This is a genomic window from Streptomyces sp. SS7, from assembly GCF_037993025.1.
Taxonomy (GTDB): domain Bacteria; phylum Actinomycetota; class Actinomycetes; order Streptomycetales; family Streptomycetaceae; genus Streptomyces.
On record NZ_CP141223.1, the window covers coordinates 6,266,318 to 6,285,623 of the forward strand.

The 19,306-nt window shown below is 71.0% G+C and carries 18 protein-coding genes and 1 pseudogene; 10 read left to right on the forward strand and 9 right to left on the reverse strand.

The annotated features are described in order from the left end of the window. Positions 1 to 3 precede the first annotated feature (3 nt). Positions 4 to 651 (forward strand): hypothetical protein, encoded by a 648-nt coding sequence (locus U5640_RS28980; RefSeq protein WP_340378927.1) that lies wholly within the window; start codon positions 4 to 6, stop codon positions 649 to 651. A gap of 14 nt (positions 652 to 665) precedes the next feature. Beyond that, positions 666 to 2,078: a DUF6177 family protein gene (locus tag U5640_RS28985; protein ID WP_340378929.1), complete on the forward strand. Its 1,413-nt coding sequence runs from the start codon at positions 666 to 668 to the stop codon at positions 2,076 to 2,078. Between the two features lie 54 nt (positions 2,079 to 2,132). On the opposite strand, the gene U5640_RS28990 is transcribed toward U5640_RS28985, so the two are convergent. Next, positions 2,133 to 2,330 carry a hypothetical protein gene (locus tag U5640_RS28990; RefSeq protein ID WP_340378931.1) on the reverse strand — a complete coding sequence of 66 codons (198 nt, stop codon included), beginning with the start codon at positions 2,328 to 2,330 and terminating at the stop codon, positions 2,133 to 2,135. 62 nt (positions 2,331 to 2,392) lie between these two features. Further along, the gene (locus U5640_RS28995) at positions 2,393 to 2,551 is read right to left on the reverse strand and encodes a hypothetical protein (protein WP_340378933.1); all 159 of its coding nucleotides are present in this window, start codon (positions 2,549 to 2,551) and stop codon (positions 2,393 to 2,395) included. A gap of 305 nt (positions 2,552 to 2,856) precedes the next feature. Between U5640_RS28995 and U5640_RS29000 the strand changes: the two genes are divergently transcribed. The 3 genes from U5640_RS29000 (at position 2,857) to U5640_RS29010 (ending at position 5,420) form a co-directional block, all read left to right on the forward strand. Continuing rightward, positions 2,857 to 3,129 carry a GntR family transcriptional regulator gene (locus U5640_RS29000; protein WP_340378934.1) on the forward strand — a complete coding sequence of 91 codons (273 nt, stop codon included), beginning with the start codon at positions 2,857 to 2,859 and terminating at the stop codon, positions 3,127 to 3,129. A 135-nt stretch (positions 3,130 to 3,264) separates the two neighbouring features. Then, positions 3,265 to 4,662 carry an AAA family ATPase gene (locus tag U5640_RS29005; RefSeq protein WP_340385399.1) on the forward strand — a complete coding sequence of 466 codons (1,398 nt, stop codon included), beginning with the start codon at positions 3,265 to 3,267 and terminating at the stop codon, positions 4,660 to 4,662. Further along, positions 4,659 to 5,420, forward strand: a complete 762-nt coding sequence (locus tag U5640_RS29010) for an HNH endonuclease (protein WP_340378936.1) — start codon at positions 4,659 to 4,661, stop codon at positions 5,418 to 5,420. The genes U5640_RS29005 and U5640_RS29010 overlap by 4 nt, the downstream gene beginning before the upstream one ends. Before the next feature lie 74 nt (positions 5,421 to 5,494). Here U5640_RS29010 and U5640_RS29015 read toward each other — a convergent pair whose 3' ends face one another. The 4 genes and pseudogenes from U5640_RS29015 to U5640_RS29030 form a co-directional block, all read right to left on the reverse strand. Further along, positions 5,495 to 6,715: a hypothetical protein gene (locus U5640_RS29015; protein WP_340378938.1), complete on the reverse strand. Its 1,221-nt coding sequence runs from the start codon at positions 6,713 to 6,715 to the stop codon at positions 5,495 to 5,497. A 574-nt stretch (positions 6,716 to 7,289) separates the two neighbouring features. Continuing rightward, positions 7,290 to 7,664 (reverse strand): D-ribose pyranase, encoded by a 375-nt coding sequence (rbsD, locus tag U5640_RS29020; protein ID WP_340385401.1) that lies wholly within the window; start codon positions 7,662 to 7,664, stop codon positions 7,290 to 7,292. Between the two features lie 11 nt (positions 7,665 to 7,675). Continuing rightward, complete coding sequence (locus U5640_RS29025) at positions 7,676 to 8,587, reverse strand: ribokinase (protein ID WP_340378940.1); 912 nt, start codon at positions 8,585 to 8,587, stop codon at positions 7,676 to 7,678. Positions 8,588 to 8,657: 70 nt separating this feature from the next. Further along, positions 8,658 to 8,979 (reverse strand): annotated as a pseudogene (locus U5640_RS29030) (substrate-binding domain-containing protein); the annotation flags it as partial. On the opposite strand from U5640_RS29030, the gene U5640_RS29035 reads away from it, so the two are divergent. The 4 genes from U5640_RS29035 (at position 8,956) to U5640_RS29050 (ending at position 13,802) form a co-directional block, all read left to right on the forward strand. Beyond that, positions 8,956 to 9,537 carry an IS607 family transposase gene (locus tag U5640_RS29035; protein ID WP_340378942.1) on the forward strand — a complete coding sequence of 194 codons (582 nt, stop codon included), beginning with the start codon at positions 8,956 to 8,958 and terminating at the stop codon, positions 9,535 to 9,537. The pseudogene U5640_RS29030 and the gene U5640_RS29035 overlap by 24 nt on opposite strands. A gap of 126 nt (positions 9,538 to 9,663) precedes the next feature. Beyond that, positions 9,664 to 9,987, forward strand: a complete 324-nt coding sequence (locus tag U5640_RS29040; RefSeq protein ID WP_340378944.1) for a hypothetical protein — start codon at positions 9,664 to 9,666, stop codon at positions 9,985 to 9,987. A 41-nt stretch (positions 9,988 to 10,028) separates the two neighbouring features. Beyond that, positions 10,029 to 12,281 (forward strand): ATP-dependent RecD-like DNA helicase, encoded by a 2,253-nt coding sequence (locus U5640_RS29045; protein ID WP_340378946.1) that lies wholly within the window; start codon positions 10,029 to 10,031, stop codon positions 12,279 to 12,281. 231 nt (positions 12,282 to 12,512) lie between these two features. Continuing rightward, on the forward strand, positions 12,513 to 13,802 hold the full coding sequence (locus U5640_RS29050; RefSeq protein ID WP_055637269.1) for a citrate synthase: 1,290 nt from the start codon (positions 12,513 to 12,515) through the stop codon (positions 13,800 to 13,802). A gap of 625 nt (positions 13,803 to 14,427) precedes the next feature. Here U5640_RS29050 and U5640_RS29055 read toward each other — a convergent pair. From U5640_RS29055 to U5640_RS29065, 3 genes are all read right to left on the reverse strand, one after another. Further along, positions 14,428 to 16,674, reverse strand: a complete 2,247-nt coding sequence (locus U5640_RS29055; RefSeq protein WP_340378951.1) for a heavy metal translocating P-type ATPase — start codon at positions 16,672 to 16,674, stop codon at positions 14,428 to 14,430. A 19-nt stretch (positions 16,675 to 16,693) separates the two neighbouring features. Continuing rightward, entirely contained in the window at positions 16,694 to 16,933 is a 240-nt protein-coding gene (locus U5640_RS29060; protein ID WP_340378953.1) for a heavy-metal-associated domain-containing protein, read from the reverse strand. A 73-nt stretch (positions 16,934 to 17,006) separates the two neighbouring features. After that, positions 17,007 to 17,957 carry a PrsW family intramembrane metalloprotease gene (locus tag U5640_RS29065; RefSeq protein ID WP_340378955.1) on the reverse strand — a complete coding sequence of 317 codons (951 nt, stop codon included), beginning with the start codon at positions 17,955 to 17,957 and terminating at the stop codon, positions 17,007 to 17,009. A gap of 260 nt (positions 17,958 to 18,217) precedes the next feature. On the opposite strand from U5640_RS29065, the gene U5640_RS29070 reads away from it, so the two are divergent. After that, positions 18,218 to 19,261: a zinc-dependent alcohol dehydrogenase family protein gene (locus tag U5640_RS29070; protein WP_340378957.1), complete on the forward strand. Its 1,044-nt coding sequence runs from the start codon at positions 18,218 to 18,220 to the stop codon at positions 19,259 to 19,261. Positions 19,262 to 19,306: the final 45 nt, after the last annotated feature.

A 19,306-nucleotide genomic window follows, 5' to 3' on the forward strand; every position in this document is an offset into this window, starting at 1 on the left:
ACCATGTCGACATTGCTGCGTGCGCCTCGGGAACGCGCTTCGTGGTTCTGGGATCTGTACGACTTCGGCTCACCGGGCCTGGAATCGGCTCTCTCGCTCGCTGCTCGGACAAGTGAAGCGCTGATCCGGCATGCGCTCCTCGTCCCTGTTCGCCTGGAATACGTCTGGGGCGTCGCAGGTGTGGGGTCCACAGGCATCACGACCTCGCTTGATCTCGCGGCGAAGCCACTCGGCGATCCGGGCCTTCCGGCGCAGGTGAGAGGCAGCCGCCCCGCGGCGCACCCCACCGCCGACATCGCTGACTTCAGTGTGCTCGGTACGGGGACCTGGATCGACGCGGCGGACCAGCCCCGGAACGAGTACCGACTGGTCGACCTCTCGTTCTCCACCGCTCCTACAGGGCTGTCGGCGGAGCTCTCCGTACACCATGACATCTGGGGCCGTTATGACTTCTCAGGACGTCCTCATCCAGAGATCCAACGGAGGAACGCACCACGGCTGACTGCCGCTCTGAAAGACCTCAGCAGCCTGTTCGGAACCCCACCGGAGCCGGGTGAGCGAACGTATTTCGGGATGGCGACCGTGGAGGGGCTTGCCGAGCCGGAAGCGGATGAGAACGGCATGGGTCCTGATCTGACCGGCCGACTCTGACGACAGGAACCCGCATGACCAAAGACGTCATCGCCCTCACCCCGAAAACGCCCGACCAGGCGTCTCTGCTGGCCGCTCTCCACGCCGGCGGCCCCGATCTCGAACTGACCGCCACCGACGACGACGCGGTCATCCAGTTGTGCACGGCCGCGGGTCGCCCGCTGGTGTCCGTGGAGGCTCCGCTGCTCGTCCACGTGCCGGGTGAGGCGGAGCGTCTCCTGGGCGCCGGGACCACCGCTCCCGACCCGCCGTACTGGTGGACCGAGGTACGCGCCTCCACCGCGACCCCCGAGGCGGAGCGGCTCGCGCAATCCGTGGGCGGGCGCCTGACCATGCTCCTCGGCGGCGCCATCTGGCCGCCGGGAGCAGCGCACACCTCCCGGGTCACCGTCCCCGACGAACCCCCCGGCACCCAGGACGTCCCGACCGTCGACGCGCTGACCGACTCGACCGCCGTCGTCCTCTCCGACCGCCCGCTCCTCCCGCTCACCGCCTGGCTCTCCGACACCCTCCGAGCCGCAGCGCGGTCGAACCGCGCCCTCCACCTCGTCACACCACCGCACGTCCGCCTCACCCTCCCCCTGCGCACCGCACTCGGCGGGGCACCCAACCGCTGGGTCGTGCAGGATCCGCAGGGCGGTTACTACGACGGTCTGTCCGGGGCGCGACTGGCCTGGCAGGGCGGTACGTTCGCGCCGATCGACGGCACGCTCGCCGACGCCTTCACCGCAGGGGCCGCGCCGACCGAGCACCGGCAGCTGACCCTCACGTTCCGCGCGGTGCACGTGCCCGACGAGCGGCTCGTCCTCGGCCGCGCCCTGGAGGCGGCCTGGCGGCACCTCACCGACTCCCCGCCCCTCGGCTGGGGCACCGCTGAGCCGGCCAATCTCCCCTGGTCACCGCACCAGTTGACCGACCTCGCCAGGGACCGGGCTCCCGCCCCCACCCACCTCGTCGCCGTCGGCGCCCCCGGCCGTCCGGCGTCGATCGCCACCCAGCGCGTCGCCCGTACGACGGCGGGAGTCGCCGAAGAGATCACCCTCACCCTCGGCTACGAGCGCCCCCAGGACATGCCGCTCGACACCTTGGAGTCCCTCGCCGCGACCCTCGTCACGGAACACGCCCTGACGACGATGCTCGTCACCGTCCGCGCCGCCCGCGCCGACCTCACCCTCCCGCCAGGGGTGGAGGGACCACCCCTGCCGGTCTCGTTCACCCTGGGGCCACGCGACGTGAAGAGCATCGGCCTCCCCCGCGCGGAGCGCCCACCGATCCCCGCCCAGCCGCACCGACTCGGCTCACCGGCGTCCCCGGCCCTCCACTACCCGTTGGGCGACGGAACCGCCCCGGAGTCCTGGCGGACCCTCCAAACCCTCACCACCCACCTCAAGCCCACCGCGGCAAGCAGCCCAGGTCTCCGCCCGTGACGCTCGGGGTCCTCGGACGATCCGAGGACCCCAGCCGCCCGGCGGGTCTTTACGTCACCGCTCCCCGTCCGCCGCCATGATCCCGACGCATTCCTCGAGCGCCGCGTGCAAGGCCGGTACGAAAGCGGCGAGTTCCGTCTCCGAGGACCTGCCTCCCTCCAGTACGGCGCCGACGACCGTCACGAGGACGGCGGCGGCCTTCAGGGCGTGCGCGTCGGCCAACTCCTCCAGGAGGCCACCGGGTCGCGCCACGACGAATGCCTCCTTCCCGGTGGCGGGGTCGACGCCGACGCTCCGGAATCTCCTCACGCTGCTCATGCGGCGGCCTCCGACGGGACGTAGTCCTGGCCCAGCGTCGCGAGAACCGCCGCCCGGCGCCGCTCCCGCTGGAGGTGCCTGCGGGCCCGTTCGTCCCGCCCGGCTTCCCATACGACGAGGTACGGCCGTACCAGGGGGAGACCGTCGGCTGCCATGACATCCGGGTAGGGCATCCGCGTCTGACCGGCCGGCGCGGACGGAGAGGCCGTTGGGAACGCTGGGGCGTCAAGGGCGCGGTGCGCTCCGCGAGGCGGCAGGAAGAGGCTCAGGATCGCGGCCAGTAGGCTGCGCACAGGTCGACTCCTTTACAGTCGGCTCAGCCCCGGCACGGAAGCTCTCACCCTTCCCGCCGGGGCGTTTTCCTTTCGCGACACCTTACCCGTATAGCGGTAGTGGTGGGTAGTGGTTGGTAGTAGTACTAAGTGATGCGTGGTGGTGCGCAGCGGCATACGTTCACTGAGTGGACAAGATCAGCCCTGATTCACCGCAGTATGTGTATGAGCAGCTCGCTGCGATCATCGAACGGAAGATTCGTGCCGGTGCCTACCCGCCGGGTACTCGCCTGCCCGGCGAACTGACCATGACGCATGAATACAAAGTCGGTCCGGGTACAGTCCGTCGCGCCCTGGACATCCTTCGCGATCGGGGATTGGTGGTGACTGTGCGGGCCCGGGGCTCGTTCGTCTCCGACCCCCTGCCGCCCGCCCTCGACGCCGCCGCACCGACTGCGTAGGTGCGCCGACGGGGCCGACGACCGGTTCGTGACACACGCGCCGGACACTGCGCTGCCGGCCCTTCGCCGCCGCTGGCGGGCGGGTGACAGCCGTAGGATCGGGCGCGACACGCGAACGAACGGATGCCGACACCCATGTACGTCAGCCGGATCATCGTCAAGGACATCAAGTCCTTCCACGGCCCGCGCCAGGTCGATCTGACCCTGACCCGCCCCGATGGCGGCCATGCCGGCTGGACGGTGCTCGCCGGGCGTAACGGGTCCGGGAAGACGACGTTGCTCCGGGCGGTGGCTCTGGCGCTCAGCGGTCCCGTGGTGGCCCGCAGTCTGGTTCCGGGGTTCGAGAACTGGGTCGCCCAAGGTGCCGCCGAAGGCCGGGTCGAGATCGAGATCGCGTGGGATACGAAGGAGGATCGGTTCTCGCAGGGGCGGCGACCCGCTGGTGCCGTCCGGGCCGGGCTCCGGTGGACGGCGCCCCACGAGGTCTTGGGCGCCAGAGCTTCGGCCCGTAGGGGGTCCCAGCCCGCGCTGGACGAGATCAGGTACACCAACGCGCAGAACAGCGCGGCCCGCCGTGGCCCCTGGGCCGACAATCCGGCCGGCTGGTTCTGTGCGGCGTACGGGCCCTTCCGTCGTATGGCCGGAGGTTCCGGCGAGGTGCAGCGGCTCATGCTGGCATCCGGTCCGGTGGCACGGCAGGCGAGTCTCTTCCACGAGGACGCCTCACTCGCCGAGGGCGTCGCCTGGCTGGTGGAGCAGCACCTGAGGGCGCTCGAGAAGAGGCCGGGCGCCGCCGAACTCAAGCGAACCGCACTGGCGATCCTCCAGGACGGGCTTCTGCCGGACGGGTACAGGATCATCGACGTCGACTCAGAGGGCCTCTGGGTCGAGCGTGACGGTCAGCGCTTTCCCCTGCGGGAGATGAGCGACGGATTCCGCACGGTGGCGGCTCTGGTCGTTGACATCCTCAAGCAGATTCACGACGCGTCCGGGCTGTCCGTCCGGGACCTGGAGGGGCAGCAGCTCTTCAACCGCCTGCCCGGCGTCGTCATCATCGACGAGATCGACGCCCACCTGCACGTCTCCTGGCAGCGCCGGATCGGCCCCTGGCTGACCGATCACTTCCCCAACATCCAGTTCATCGTCACCACGCACAGCCCGTACATCTGCCAAGCGGCCGACCCGGGCGGCTTGATCCGGCTGCCGGGCGTGGACGAGGCCCGCCCGCCCGAGGTCATCGGCCAAGACCTGTACGACCGAGTGGTGTACGGCAGTGGCGACGACGCCGTGCTCTCCGATCTGTTCGGTCTCGACACGCCCTACTCCGAGCGGGCCGAACACCTGAGGGCCGAGTTCGTGGAGCTGGAGGCGGAGATCTATGACGGGGCTTCGTCACGGGAGGTGCTCGCCCGCTACCGGGAACTCAAGGAGCGGCTCGCCAGTTCGCCGTCGGCCCGTCTGGACGAGATGAGTGCGCACCTTCACCGGCGGACCAGGGGGATCGCCCGGCGACCGACGGACGGAGAAGAGTGATCCGCCTTCGGCGCGCCGTCCTGTCGCCGGCCACGAAGGAACAACTGACGGCCTACACCGACGACATCCGCCAGCAGGCCACGGAGAAGGAACGCAAGGACAGGGCCAGGAAGCTCTGGGCGAATCGCCGACACGTCCGTCCCGCGCTCCAGGCCGGCCTCGCCGAGATGGCCCCCGGCCACGAACGCTGCATGTACTGCGGCGACGGCCAGGGCACCGACATCGACCATTTCGAGCCGAAGAGCCTCGCTCCACTGCGGACCTTCGACTGGCTCAACCATCTGCTCGCCTGCTCTTTCTGCAACAGCAACCAGAAACGGAGCCTTTTTCCCACTGCAGCGGACGGCAGCCCCCTGCTCGTCGACCCGACTGCCGAGGACCCCTTGGACCACCTGCGGCTGGTGCTCCCGCTCGGAACGTACCGGGGCCTGACCGACCGAGGACGGGCCTGTATCGAGGTGTTCGGCCTCAACGAAAGAGCGGTCCTGGTCAAGGGGCGTGTGGACGCTTACGAGCGGGCCGGGATCTTCATGCGGCAGTGGCGCATCACCATGGACAACGGAGAGTGCGACGACGCGAGGAAGATCGTGCGGATCGCCTGGGACCACCCCCTCATCGACGTGCTGGTCAACATGTTCCACCAGTCCGCGCATCCGGCGGCCGATGCCCTGTTCGCGGGAGAGGAAGAGATTCTCGCCCTCCTCCACGACCCCGAACTGCGGACCGCGTTCCTGCACTTCCGGGGGGTCTGGTACTGACGAGCCCGTGTCGGCGGCTGCGCCCCCGCACCGGAGAAGCAGTGCGGGGGCCCGGTCTCACGGTGACGGTGCGGTCAGAACCGGTCCAGCAGCCACGTGCACAGCTCCTCCGTCGGCAGTGTGTGCGGGGTCGTCGTGGACGAGCAGAGGAACTCGTCCACGCCGCTCTGGGACGGGTCCAGGCCCTCGACCGGGGCGTACAGGTCTCCCTGCCGTGCGAAGTCCGCGATGTCGACCGCGCTGCCCGACGGGACGAAGCACACGTGCGGCTGGCGCAGGTCCGCCTCGCCACCGGCCTCGATCATCGAGTTGGCGAGGATCTCGTACGTCGCGAGCGTCCCGCCCGGTGCGCCGTCCAGCTCGGGGAAGTCGCTCGTCGTGATGGTCCGCTCGGTCGCCGGGAACGCCCGGTTCAGGTAGGCGACCGTCACGTCGTCGCCCTGCGCCTGGGCGTAGAAGGTGGTGCCGGGGTAGCGGACGTCGAGCCGCAGCGTGACCTCGCCGGGATCGACGTCGGGCAGCCCGATGCCGTCGCCGCGGCCGTTGGCGACGGCCAGCTTGCGCGGAATCCGCGGCCACTGGCCGACCCGGTCCAACTCATTGAGCAGCGCGCTGCGTTCGGGGGCCACCCCGATCTTCTGGGTGGTCTTGTCGTAGTGCTGCCACAGCATCTGCCGTGCCGCCGGGCTGTTCATCTGCTGTGTGAAGGGGTGCGGCTTGAGGTCCAGGCCGTACGGGAGCAGGTACGCGAACGCCTGGACGCCGACGGGGATGGTCGCGCCGCGGTGCGGGGTGTCGAACGAGAAGTACACGCCGGTCTGGTGCTCGTCCTCGTGGAGGTCGGTCTCCATGCGGGCGAGCGTGTAGCGCGTGATGAGGCCGCCCATGCTGAAGCCGCCGACGATCAGCCGCTCGTTGCCCGCGCGACGGGATATCGCCTCGCGGATGGCTCCCTCGACCGCCTTGGAGTTGGTGAGGATGGAGTCCGTGCGGTCGTCGAAGCCGAGCAGGACGACGTCCTTGCCGCGCCGGCGGAGTTCGCTGATGAGGGGATAGTCCTCGCCCTCCAGGAACTCGTAGAGCTCCTTGAGCTTGCTCCTGCCATGGTTGAAGCCGTCGGCGATGATCACCGGCCGGGTCAGCGTCGTGTTGCCGTTGCCGTAGAAGACCCACGTGAAGCCCTTCTCCACGGTCCACTCCTGGTCGAAGTCGGGGACCTCTACCGGGTGGGAGGGGGAGTCGAGCGGGTCGCCGAGAGTGAACGGCGTGACGGGGGCCTCGGTCTTTTCGGACATGGTCGTGCTCCTCGGGGGAGGGTGAGGGGAACGACAACATCATGTGGCATATTTCGGACAAATCGCCTGTCGGAAACTTTCTGGAACGCCGTGCAACCCTTGTCGGCCCTTGCGTGTCGTACAGGGCGTCGGGACCTCTGGAGGGGGATCTGGGGGGATCGTGGGAGGTGCCGACAGCTGGAGGGGGAAAGCCGAGGGGTCCGGTCGACGGACCGGGCCCCTCGAAGCATCCGGAGGCGCCTACGCCGCCCCGCCGCCCCGCCACCCCACAGGCACAGCCGGGCTGCGCGGCAGCCGAGTCGCCTCCTCCTCCGCCGCTCCGCCGCTCCGCCGCTCCGCCGAGCCGCTCCGCCCAGCCCGGCTGCCGCGCCCCCTGCCCACCTCGGCGGCCTCGCCGCCCCAGCTGCTGCCGCTCAGCCCGGCTGCCGCACAGCCGGGCGGCCGCGTCGCACCGGCCGCCACGCAGCCCAGCCGCCGCCCAGCCACCCCGCCCACCCCAGCCGCTCACCGCCCACCCACCCACTCGCTCACCCACTCGCTCATCCACCCGCCCGCTCACCCACCCACCCACCGCTCAGAAGAACACCCCGCACCGCAGCAGCACGTTGGCGTACGGCCGTGCCTCGCCCGTGCGGACCACCGGCCTGGCCCCCGCCGACAGCTCCTTCAGTTTCTCGTGCGGGACATACGCCAGTCGGGTGAAGTGCCCCGTCAGGAGGCGCGCGGCGGCCGGATTCGCCTCCCGTACCTCCGAGGCCGCCGTCGCGCCCTCCACGACCAGTTCCTCCAGCAGGCCCTCCACGACCTCCGCGAAGGACGGCACCCCCGCCCGGAAGGCGAGGTCGACCACCCGGGGGCCGTCCGGGATCGGCATCCCGGCGTCGCACACCAGCACTCCGTCCCCGTGGCCCAACTCGGCCAGCGCGCCGCAGAGATGGCGGTTGAGGATGCCCGTCCTGCTTACAGCGCCTCGACCTCCTGCGCCGTCGGGAACGACTCCTGCGCCCCCCTGCGGGTCACCGCCACCGCACCGACCCGTGCCGCATAGCGCGCCGCCTCCGCGAGCGACGCGCCCGCACCCAGCTTCCACGCCAGCGCCGCGGTGAAGGAGTCACCCGCACCCGTGGTGTCCACGGCGTCCACCGCCACGGACGCGACCCGCTCGACACCACCCCCGGCCGACGCCACCAACGCGCCCTGGGCACCCAGCGTCACGACCACCGACCGCGGCCCCTTCGCCAGCAGGGCGCACGCCCACTCCTCGGGCCGGTCGCCCGCCTCCGCGGCTCCGTCGCCCAGGATCACCCTGGCCTCGTGCTCGTTGACGATCAGCGGGTCGCAGGCCGCGAGCAGGACCGCGGGCAGCGGGCGCGGCGGGGAGGGGTTCAGGACGAAGCGGCTGTCCGGCGCGAGACTCGCCGCCACCGCCACGACCGTCTCCAGCGGGATCTCCAGCTGCGCCGAGACGACCCGGGAGGTCCGGAAGAGAGCGGCCGCGTCCCGCACGTCCGCCGGGGTCAGCCGGCCGTTCGCGCCCGGGGACACCACGATGCTGTTGTCGCCCGACGGGTCCACGGTGATCAGCGCGACCCCCGTCGGCGCCCCGCCCACCAGCACACCCGCGGTGTCGACCCCGGCCGCCCGCTGCGAGTCGAGCAGCAGCCGGCCGTGCGCGTCGTCGCCGACCCGGGCCAGCAGGGCCGTACGGGCCCCGAGGCGCGCGGCCGCCACGGCCTGGTTCGCGCCCTTGCCGCCGGGATGGACGGCCAGGTCGGAGCCGAGCACCGTCTCCCCGGCAGCGGGACGCCGCTCGACGTCGATCACCAGGTCGGCGTTGGCCGACCCTACGACCAGCAGGTCGTAGTCGTACATGAAAGAACCCCCTGATACGTGGCCCGGGCGGGCGGCCCCCACGAGGGTGACCGCCCGCCCACTCACCTGGTCAGCCGCTGAACCCGGCCACGTTCTCCTTCGTGACCACCTTCACCGGCACCTTCACCGTCTCCTCGACCTCCTTGCCCCGGACGGCGCGCAGCGCGTTGTCCACGGCGATCTTCCCGAGCCGGGACGGCTGCTGCGCGACGGACGCGTACAGCGTCCCCTGCTCAACGGCCCTGAGGCCGTCCGGGGTTCCGTCGAAGCCCACGACCTGGACCGACGTACCGGCCTTGGCACCCAGCGCCTTGATCGCGCCGAGCGCCATCTCGTCGTTCGGCGGCGATGACGCCCTGGACGTCCGGATGCGCCTGGAGCAGGTTCGCCAGGCGAAGACGCGGGGCGTGCATCCGCAGACCGCGTACCGCTGGTTCCGTGAGGGGACGTTGCCGGTACCGGCTCAGCGGGTCGGGCCGCGCACGATCCTGGTGAACATCGAGACCAGCACCGCTCCGGAAGCGGTGGGCGGCCTGGGGCTGTATGTCCGTGTCTCCTCGCATGACCGGAAAGGCGATCTGGAGCGGCAGTTGGCCCGGTTGTCCGCGTGGGCGGCCAGGGCGGGCGGCAAGGTCGTCCGGGTCGGGTCCGAGATCGGCTCGGGTATGAACGGCAGTCGCAGCAAGGTCCGTCGCCTGCTGGCCGGTCCGGACGTGACCTGCGTGGTCGTGGAGCACAAGGGCCGGCTCGGCCGCGTGAACGTCGAACTCGTCGAGGCTGCCCTGTCCGCACACGGTCGCCGTCTCGTCGTCCTGGATGACGGCGAGGTCGAAGACGACCTGGTGCGGGACATGGTGGAGGTACTGACGTCGTTCTGCGCCCGCCTGTATGGCCGCCGGTCGGCGAAGAACCGTGCCCGCAAGGCGTTGGAGGCCGCCGGGCATGGCTGACTCCGCACTCCGCGAGATCATGCCGTCGTTCGTGGCACTCGGCGGACCGGGGCGATCTAGGCTTCCCCTGTCCGGGCGCGGGTGGCATGCCCGTGCCAATGAAGGTCCGACAGGGGAGAAAGAGACATGCGCGCAGCTCGGATACTCGGAGCGTCCCTGGGGGCGGCCGCCCTGGTGGGGGCCGGAGTCGTCCTCGCGAGCCCGGCGGCCGCGGCGTCCTGCACGGCGACCGCCCTGGAGACGGTCGTCATCCGTTCCACCACGAGCACCAGCGGTACCGCCCTCGCCCAGGTCAACAAGGGGCAGAGCGCGTCGGCGTCCTGTGCGTCGTACTACGGCACCTCCTCGTACGAGAAGTGCGGCATCGTCAGCAAGCGCTGGGTGAAGGTCACCCGCAGCGGCGTCACCGGCTATGTGGTCGGCACCTGTGTGACGCTCGCCGAGAACTGACGCCCGGCGGGAATGTCGGTGCCGGGCGGTACCGTCGGATCATGACCGATCAGGTGGGGGCCTCCCCGGCGGGAGAGCGGCGACTGGCCACCCTGGAAGGCGTGCTGGAGCGCATCACGTACGCCAACGAGGAGAACGGCTACACGGTCGCCCGGGTGGACACCGGCAGAGGCGCCGGCGACCTTCTCACGGTCGTCGGCGCGCTGCTCGGCGCCCAGGTCGGCGAGTCGCTGCGGATGGAGGGCCGCTGGGGCTCGCACCCGCAGTACGGCAAGCAGTTCACCGTGGAGAACTACACGACCGTGCTGCCGGCCACGGTCCAGGGCATCCGGCGCTATCTGGGATCCGGCCTGGTCAAGGGCATCGGCCCGGTCTTCGCCGACCGCATCACACAGCACTTCGGCGTGGACACCCTGACGATCATCGAGGAGGAGCCGAAGCGCCTGATCGAGGTGCCCGGCCTCGGCCCCAAGCGCACGAAGAAGATCGCCGACGCCTGGGAGGAACAGAAGGCGATCAAGGAGGTCATGCTGTTCCTCCAGACCGTCGAGGTGTCCACCTCCATCGCGGTGCGGATCTACAAGAAGTACGGCGACGCCTCGATCTCCGTCGTCAGGAACCAGCCCTACCGGCTGGCCGCCGAAGTCTGGGGCATCGGCTTCCTCACCGCCGACCGGATCGCCCAGTCCGTCGGCATCCCGCACGACAGCCCGGAGCGCGTCAAGGCGGGCCTGCAGTACGCGCTCTCCCAGTCCACCGACCAGGGCCACTGCTATCTGCCCGAGGAGCGGCTGATCGCCGACGCGGTCAAGCTCCTCCAGGTCGACACCGGCCTGGTCATCGAGTGCCTCGCCGAGCTGGCCGAGCCGGACGAGGACTCCGGCGAGCCGGGTGTCGTCAGGGAGAAGGTCCCCGGTGAGGGCGGCGAGCAGGTCACCGCGGTCTACCTGGTCCCCTTCCACCGCGCCGAACTCTCCCTCTCCGCCCAGGTGCTGCGGCTGCTGCGCACCGAGGAGGACCGGCTGCCCGGCTTCCGCGAGGTGGCCTGGGACAAGGCGCTGGCCTGGCTGAAGGGCCGTACCGGCGCCGAGCTCGCGCCCGAGCAGGAGGCGGCCGTGCGGCTCGCGCTGACCGAGAAGGTCGCGGTGCTCACCGGCGGCCCGGGCTGCGGCAAGTCCTTCACCGTGCGCTCGATCGTGGAGCTGGCCCGCGCCAGGAAGGCCAAGGTCGTGCTGGCCGCGCCCACCGGCCGCGCCGCCAAGCGGCTGGCCGAGCTGACCGGCGCCGAGGCCTCGACCGTCCACCGGCTGCTGGAGCTCAAGCCGGGCGGCGACGCGGCGTACGACCGGGACCGCCCGCTCGACGCCGATCTGGTGGTGGTCGACGAGGCGTCGATGCTGGACCTGCTCCTGGCCAACAAGCTGGTGAAGGCCGTACCGCCGGGCGCGCGGCTGCTGTTCGTCGGGGACGTCGACCAGCTTCCCAGCGTCGGCGCGGGCGAGGTGCTGCGCGACCTCCTCGCCGACGGCAGCCCGGTGCCCGCCGTGCGGCTCACCCGGGTGTTCCGCCAGGCCCAGCAGTCCGGTGTGGTCACGAACGCCCACCGGATCAACGCCGGGCAGCACCCGGTCACCGACGGCATGAAGGACTTCTTCCTGTTCGTCGAGGACGACACCGAGGAGGCCGGCCGGCTCACCGTGGACGTGGCGGCCCGCCGGATCCCGGCGAAGTTCGGCCTGGACCCGCGCCGGGACGTCCAGGTGCTGGCGCCGATGCATCGCGGGCCCGCCGGCGCCGGCACGCTCAACGGACTGCTCCAGCAGGCCATCACCCCGGGCCGCCCCGATCTCGCGGAGAAGCGGTTCGGCGGGCGGGTGTTCCGTGTCGGCGACAAGGTCACCCAGATCCGCAACAATTACGAGAAGGGGAAGAACGGTGTCTTCAACGGCACGGTGGGCGTGGTCACCTCGCTCGACCCGGTGGACCAGCGCCTGACGGTACTGACGGACGAGGACGAGGAGGTCCCGTACGAGTTCGACGAACTGGACGAACTGGCCCACGCGTACGCGGTGACGATCCACCGTTCACAGGGAAGTGAATATCCCGCCGTCGTGATCCCCGTCACCACGGGAGCATGGATGATGCTGCAGCGGAACCTGCTGTACACGGCCGTCACCCGCGCGAAGCGCCTCGTCGTCCTCGTCGGCTCCCGCAAGGCCATCGGCCAGGCGGTGCGCACGGTCTCGGCGGGACGGCGCTGCACGGCCCTCGATTTCCGCCTCTCGGGCCGTTGAGCACGCGGTTCTCGAACGCGGCAGAAAAAATGATCGATCAAATGAGTCGCAAAGGTCACACAGCACTTCCCCAACCGTGACCAAGGCGGCAGGATGAGCAAGTTGGCGGCACTGAGTGCCGTCGATAAGCCCAATGGTCGACCCCGAGTGCACTCTCCTGCGCCAAATGGGGGAGGGTGGAGACAGTCAGGGCAACCTCGAAGAAGAGGCACAACGTCGGTGAGGGATGACGTGAGCGACAACTCTGTAGTACTGCGGTACGGCGACGGCGAGTACACCTACCCGGTGATCGACAGCACCGTCGGCGACAAGGGCTTCGACATCGGGAAGCTCCGCGCCCAGACCGGTCTGGTGACCCTGGACAGCGGCTACGGCAACACCGCCGCCTATAAATCCGCCATCACGTACCTCGACGGCGAGCAGGGAATCCTCCGGTACCGCGGCTACCCGATCGAGCAGCTCGCGGAGCGGTCGACCTTCCTCGAGGTCGCCTACCTGCTGATCAACGGCGAGCTGCCGACGGTCGACGAGCTGAGCGTCTTCAAGAACGACATCACGCAGCACACCCTGCTGCACGAGGACGTCAAGAACTTCTACAAGGGCTTCCCGCGCGACGCCCACCCGATGGCCATGCTGTCCTCGGTGGTCTCCGCGCTGTCCACCTTCTACCAGGACAGCCACAACCCGTTCGACGAGAAGCAGCGCAACCTCTCCACGATCCGTCTGCTCGCCAAGCTCCCGACGATCGCGGCGTACGCGTACAAGAAGTCGATCGGTCACCCGTTCGTCTACCCGCGCAACGACCTCGGTTACGTCGAGAACTTCCTGCGCATGACCTTCTCGGTCCCCGCCCAGGAGTACGACCTCGACCCGGTCGTGGTCTCCGCCCTGGACAAGCTCCTCATCCTGCACGCGGACCACGAGCAGAACTGTTCGACCTCCACGGTCCGCCTCGTCGGCTCCTCGCAGGCGAACATGTTCGCCTCGATCTCGGCCGGCATCAACGCGCTCTGGGGCCCGCTGCACGGCGGCGCCAACCAGTCCGTCCTGGAGATGCTGGAAGGCATCCAGGCGGGCGGCGGCGATGTCGACTCCTTCATCTCCAAGGTGAAGAACAAGGAGGACGGCGTCCGCCTGATGGGCTTCGGCCACCGGGTGTACAAGTCCTTCGACCCCCGCGCCAAGATCATCAAGGCCGCGGCGCACGACGTCCTCTCGGCCCTCGGGAAGTCCGACGAGCTGCTGGACATCGCCCTCAAGCTCGAGGAGCACGCGCTCTCCGACGAGTACTTCGTCCAGCGCAACCTGTACCCGAACGTCGACTTCTACACGGGTCTGATCTACCGCGCGATGGGCTTCCCGACCGAGATGTTCACGGTCCTCTTCGCCCTCGGCCGCCTTCCGGGCTGGATCGCCCAGTGGCACGAGATGATCAAGGAGCCGGGTTCCCGCATCGGCCGTCCCCGGCAGATCTACACGGGCGTGGTCGAGCGCGACTTCGTGCCGGTCGAGGAGCGCTAGGGCCTCCGGCGGGGGAGCCGAACGGGTGCCCCCGCCGCCGGTTCGTTCTCCAGCGCGGGTGAGTGGGGGGCGTTCGCGCAGTTCCCCGCGCCCCTTCAGGCAAAGCGGAAGGCGCCCCGGCGTCAGTCCCCCCACGGGCCGACGACCAGGGCGCCTTCCCATGTCCCGGTGCGGATTCCCCCCACGGGATCCGGCCGGGCGTTTATGAGGACAGCGCCTGAATTCGCTGTGTCGATATGCGGTTGTCGTGCGGTTGTTGTGCCTGCGGTTGAGCACGACGGGAGGAACCCGCCGTACTACCGCGTGTGCGGTCTGCCGGGACGCGCACGCTGGGAGGGCCGCTCAAAGCTTCCCGGTGTACGTGCCCCGGCAACGCATCTCTGAGGAAGTCCCCCAAGACATCCCCAGATGCCGGTCCGCGCCCCCCAAGACGCTTTCCGACACCGTCAACTTAGACCTTCGAACCCCTTCGGTGGTTACGTTCACGTCACTGTGATCTGTGTCTCTTGCATATGTCCGTTAGATGCGCAAGAGCCCGGATACAGCGAGCGAGGCCCAAGCGTAAGGATGATGCGCGAGCCTTGTGAAGAGCTTATGTGAGGCTCGCGCAGGACTCCAGGGGGTCTCAGTCAAAGGTGCGCAACCTGAGACTGTTCGTCACCACGAAGACCGACGAGAAGGCCATCGTGGCCCCGGCGATCATCGGGTTGAGCAGTCCGGCGGCGGCCAGCGGCAGCGCGGCCACGTTGTACCCGAAGGCCCACACCAGATTGCCCTTGATCGTGGACAGGGTCCGCCGCGACAGCCGGATGGCGTCCGCCGCCACCCGCAGGTCCCCGCGTACCAGCGTCAGATCGCTCGCCTCGATCGCCGCGTCCGTCCCGGTGCCCATGGCCAGCCCCAGATCGGCGGTGGCGAGCGCGGCCGCGTCGTTCACGCCGTCGCCGACCATCGCGACGACCCGCCCCTCGTCCTGGAGCCGCCGTACGACGTCGACCTTGTCCTCGGGCAGCACCTCGGCGATCACCTCGTCGATCCCGACCGCCGCCGCGACCGCCTCCGCGACGGCCCGGTTGTCCCCGGTCAGCAGCACCGGGGTGAGCCCCAGCGCGCGCAGCTCCCGGACCGCCCCGGCGCTGGTCTCCTTGACCGCGTCGGCGACCGTGAGCACCCCGCGCGCGCTGCCGTCCCAGCCGACGACGACCGCCGTACGACCGTCCCGCTCGGCCTCGTCCTTGGCGCGGGCCAACCCGCCCGGAAGCTCCTCGAAGAGCCGTCCCACGGCCACCTCGCGCCCCTCCACGCGCCCCCGTACGCCCCGCCCCGGCACGTTCTCGAAGTGCCCGGCCGCCGGCAGGCGCCCGGCGCGCTCCTCCGCGCCCGCGGCCACCGCGCGGGCGACCGGGTGCTCGGAGGCGTGCTCCAGGGCGCCCGCGAGCCGCAGCAGCTCGGTCTCGTCCGTGCCGTCCGTGACGTACACGTCCTGGAGGGTCATCCGGCCGGTGGTGACGGTGCCCGTCTTGTCGAGGACGACGGTGTCGACGCGGCGGGTGGACTCCAGGACCTCGGGCCCCTTGATGAGGATGCCGAGCTGGGCGCCGCGCCCGGTGCCGACCAGCAGGGCCGTGGGCGTGGCCAGGCCGAGGGCGCACGGGCAGGCGATGATCAGCACGGCGACGGCCGCGGTGAACGCGGCGACGGTGTCCCCGGTCGCGCCGAGCCAGCCGCCGAAGGTGGCGGTCGCGAGCACCAGGACCACGGGCACGAACACGCCCGCGATCCGGTCGGCGAGCCGCTGCACCTCCGCCTTGCCGTTCTGCGCGTCCTCCACGAGCCGCGCCATCCGGGCGAGCCGGGTGTCGGCGCCGATCCGGGCGGCCTCGACGACGAGCCGCCCGCCGGCGTTCACGGTCGCGCCGGTGACGGCGTCGCCCGGCCCGACGTCCACCGGCACGGACTCACCCGTCAGCATCGAGGCGTCGACCGCGGAGACGCCCTCGACGACCGTGCCGTCGGTGGCGATCTTCTCCCCGGGCCGTACGACGAACCGGTCGCCCACGGCGAGCCGGTCGGCCGGGATCCGGATCTCCCGCCCGTCGCGCAGCACGGAGACGTCCTTGGCGCCCAGCTCCATCAGGGCCCGCAGCGCCGCCCCCGCGCTCCGCTTGGAGCGGGCCTCCAGGTAGCGGCCGAGCAGGATGAAGGCGGTGACTCCCGCGGCGACCTCCAGATAGATCGCGGAGGCGCCGTCGGTGCGGGAGACGGTGAGTTCGAACGGGTGCCGCATGCCGGGCATGCCCGCGTCGCCCAGGAACAGCGCCCACACCGACCAGCCGAAGGCGGCCAGCGTGCCGACGGACACCAGGGTGTCCATGGTGGCGGTGCCGTGCCGCAGGTTCGTCCAGGCGGCCCGGTGGAGCGGCGCGCCGCCCCAGACGACGACGGGCGCGGCGAGCGTCAGCGAGAGCCACTGCCAGAAGTCGAACTGGAGGGACGGGACCATGGCGAGCAGGACGACGGGCGCCGCGAGGAGGACGGTGACCAGGAGCCGGTGGCGCAGGGCCGAGAGCTCGTCGTCGCTCCCGGCCGGGTCCCCGGCCCCCGCCCCGGCGGGCTCCTCGCGGACGGGTTCCTCGGCCGTGTACCCCGTCTTCACCACGGTCGCGATGAGGTCGGCGACCTCGGTCCCGGGCGGGTAGCTGATCTTCGCCTTCTCGGTGGCGTAGTTGACCGTCGCGGTCACCCCGTCCATCCGGTTCAGCTTCTTCTCCACGCGGGACGCGCAGGTCGCGCAGGTCATTCCGCCGATCAGCAGTTCGACCTCGGCGGTCGGGGCGGCTATCGGCGCGTCGGTGGCGGGGCTCGTCGTCATGGCCGTGGGGGCGATCGGGTCAGGCCCGGCCGGCCAGCTCGAATCCGGCCTCGTCGACCGCGGCGCGCACGGCCTCCTCGTCGAGCGGGGCGGCGGAGACGACGGTGACCTCGCCGCTGGCGGCGACGGCCTTGACGGAGACGACCCCGGCCAGTTCGGAGATCTCGCCGGAGACGGCGCCCTCGCAGTGGCCGCAGCTCATGCCGCTCACCCGGTAGACGGCGGTGACGGAGTCGGCGGTGTCGGTCGATGCGGTCATGTCGTTCTCCTGGGGGAGGCGGATGGGGTCGGCGGGGACCTGAGAGGTCTCCCAGTAACCCCACACTATACCCCTAGGGGGTATTTCTCCAAGAAGGGTCCCGGCGTGCCAGCGAGCGCACCCAGGCCACCCCGAGCAGGGCCACGCACACCGTCGCGCCGACCGAGAACAGTGTGAGCAGATGCTGCTGCTCGGTGGTCGGCCGCGGGATGTACCCCTCGGCGAAGAGCCGCCGGTCGAGGCCGTCCGCGGTCAGCCGGGCCACCAGCCAGATCGCGATCCCGTGGGTGGAGTCCCACAGAGCGTGCAGCAGCGCGACGCCGGCGCAGGTGCCGAGGACGGGCGCGGCGAACGGGAAACGCCCGTTCGGACGGCGGTACTCCAGCAGGACCCCGCCCGCGACCGCCGTCCACAGCCCGTGACCGAAGGGGGCGAGCACCCCGCGCAGGAGCTCGGTCTCCAGCAGTGCGCCGAGGTCGATGCCGACCGTGGAGACGGCCGCGTCGAAGGCGTACCCGGCGCTCTCCAGGGCCGCGAAGCCGAAGCCGACGGCCGCGCCCAGCACCACCCCGGCGCGCAGGCCCCGCAGCCGGGTCTGCCGGCGCAGCACGAACATCAGCGCGCCGAGCTTCGCCGCCTCCTCGATCAGTCCGACCCCGACGAACATCCACAGCGAGGGGTGCAGCAGGTAGGACTCCATCACCGACGCGCCGAGCACGCCCAGCGTGCCGCCGGTCAGGAAGCAGCCGAGGATCAGGCCGACGCCCAGGTCGCGGCCGTGCCGTTCGTACGCCCACAGCACGAAGCAGACCGGGACGAGGAAGCTGCCGAGCAGGATCAGGGTCGGCAGGAGGGTGGGGTTCGCGGTGGCGTACGTGACGAGCGCGGTCAGCGCCCACAGGAGCAGCCCGCCGCCCAGGCAGCGCTTCCACAGTCCGGCCGGGATCCGTGGGGCCGGCGGAGGGGGCTGCTGCGGTCCGGGGATGCGGGCCCGGGGCGCGCCGGGCGGCGGGGAGTGGGTCACGGCGAATCCCCTCGTCGTCCAGGGTCGTCCGGGCGGGAGCGAGCACCCGGAGCGGATTTACCGGCACTTTATGTAGGTACGTCCTGCGGCGCAGTCCGGGACGGTCGTTGGGAGGAGGGCCGTCCGGGTGCTCGCCGACCGGGGACTGCGGATAGCGTTCCAGTCCCGCCTTGTCGGCGACCGGCCACGACTACCCGCGGCCGAGAGCGGTGACGACAACGGCGACGACGGCGACGGCGACAACGGCGACAGGAGCCCAGATGCGAGCGGTGGTCTTCGAGAAGTACGGCGCACCGGCCGAGATACGCGAGGTACCCGACCCCCGCCCGGCCCCGCACGGAGTCGTCGTCCGGGTCGAGGCCACCGGTCTGTGCCGCAGCGACTGGCACGGCTGGATGGGCCACGACCCCGACATCGTCCTGCCGCACGTGCCCGGCCATGAACTGGCCGGCACCGTCGAGGAGGTCGGCGCGGGCGTCACCCGCTGGCGCCCCGGCGACCGGGTCACCGTCCCCTTCGTGTGCGGCTGCGGAAGCTGCCCGTCCTGCGCGGCCGGCGACCATCAGGTGTGCGAGCGCCAGACCCAGCCCGGGTTCACGCACTGGGGTTCCTTCGCCGAGTTCGTGGCCCTGGACCACGCGGACGTGAACCTGGTCGCGGTCCCGGACGACCTGTCCTACGGCACTGCGGCCTCCCTCGGCTGCCGGTTCGCCACCGCGTTCCGGGCGGTCGTGCAGCAGGGCCGGGTCGCGGCGGGGGAGTGGGTCGCGGTGCACGGCTGCGGCGGGGTCGGCCTGTCCGCGGTGATGATCGCCGCGGCGAGCGGGGCCCGGGTGGTCGCGGTGGACGTGTCGCCGCGGGCACTGGAGCTGGCGCGGACGTTCGGCGCGGCGGAGTGCGTGGACGCCCGGGGCGTGGCGGACACCGCGGCGGCGGTCCGTGACCTCACCGGCGGCGGCGCCCACCTCTCCCTCGACGCCCTCGGCTCCCCGGCCACCTGCGCCGCCTCGGTGAACGGACTGCGGCGCCGGGGCAGGCACCTCCAGGTCGGCCTGCTGCCCTCGCCCGAGGGCACCACCCCCGTCCCGCTGGCCCGCGCGATCGCCCTCGAACTGGAGATCCTCGGCAGCCACGGCATGGCCGCGCACACCTACCCCGCGATGCTGGAGGCGGTCCGGGCCGGGGTCCTGCGGCCCGACCTCCTGGTGACCTCGACGATCACCCTGGACGCCGTACCGGGAGCACTGGCGGAGATGGGGACGGCGCCGGGGTCCGGGGTCACCGTCATCGAGCCGTGGAGCTGAGCGGCACCGGGCCGGACGACACCGTGCCCCGCACGAGAGCGGGGC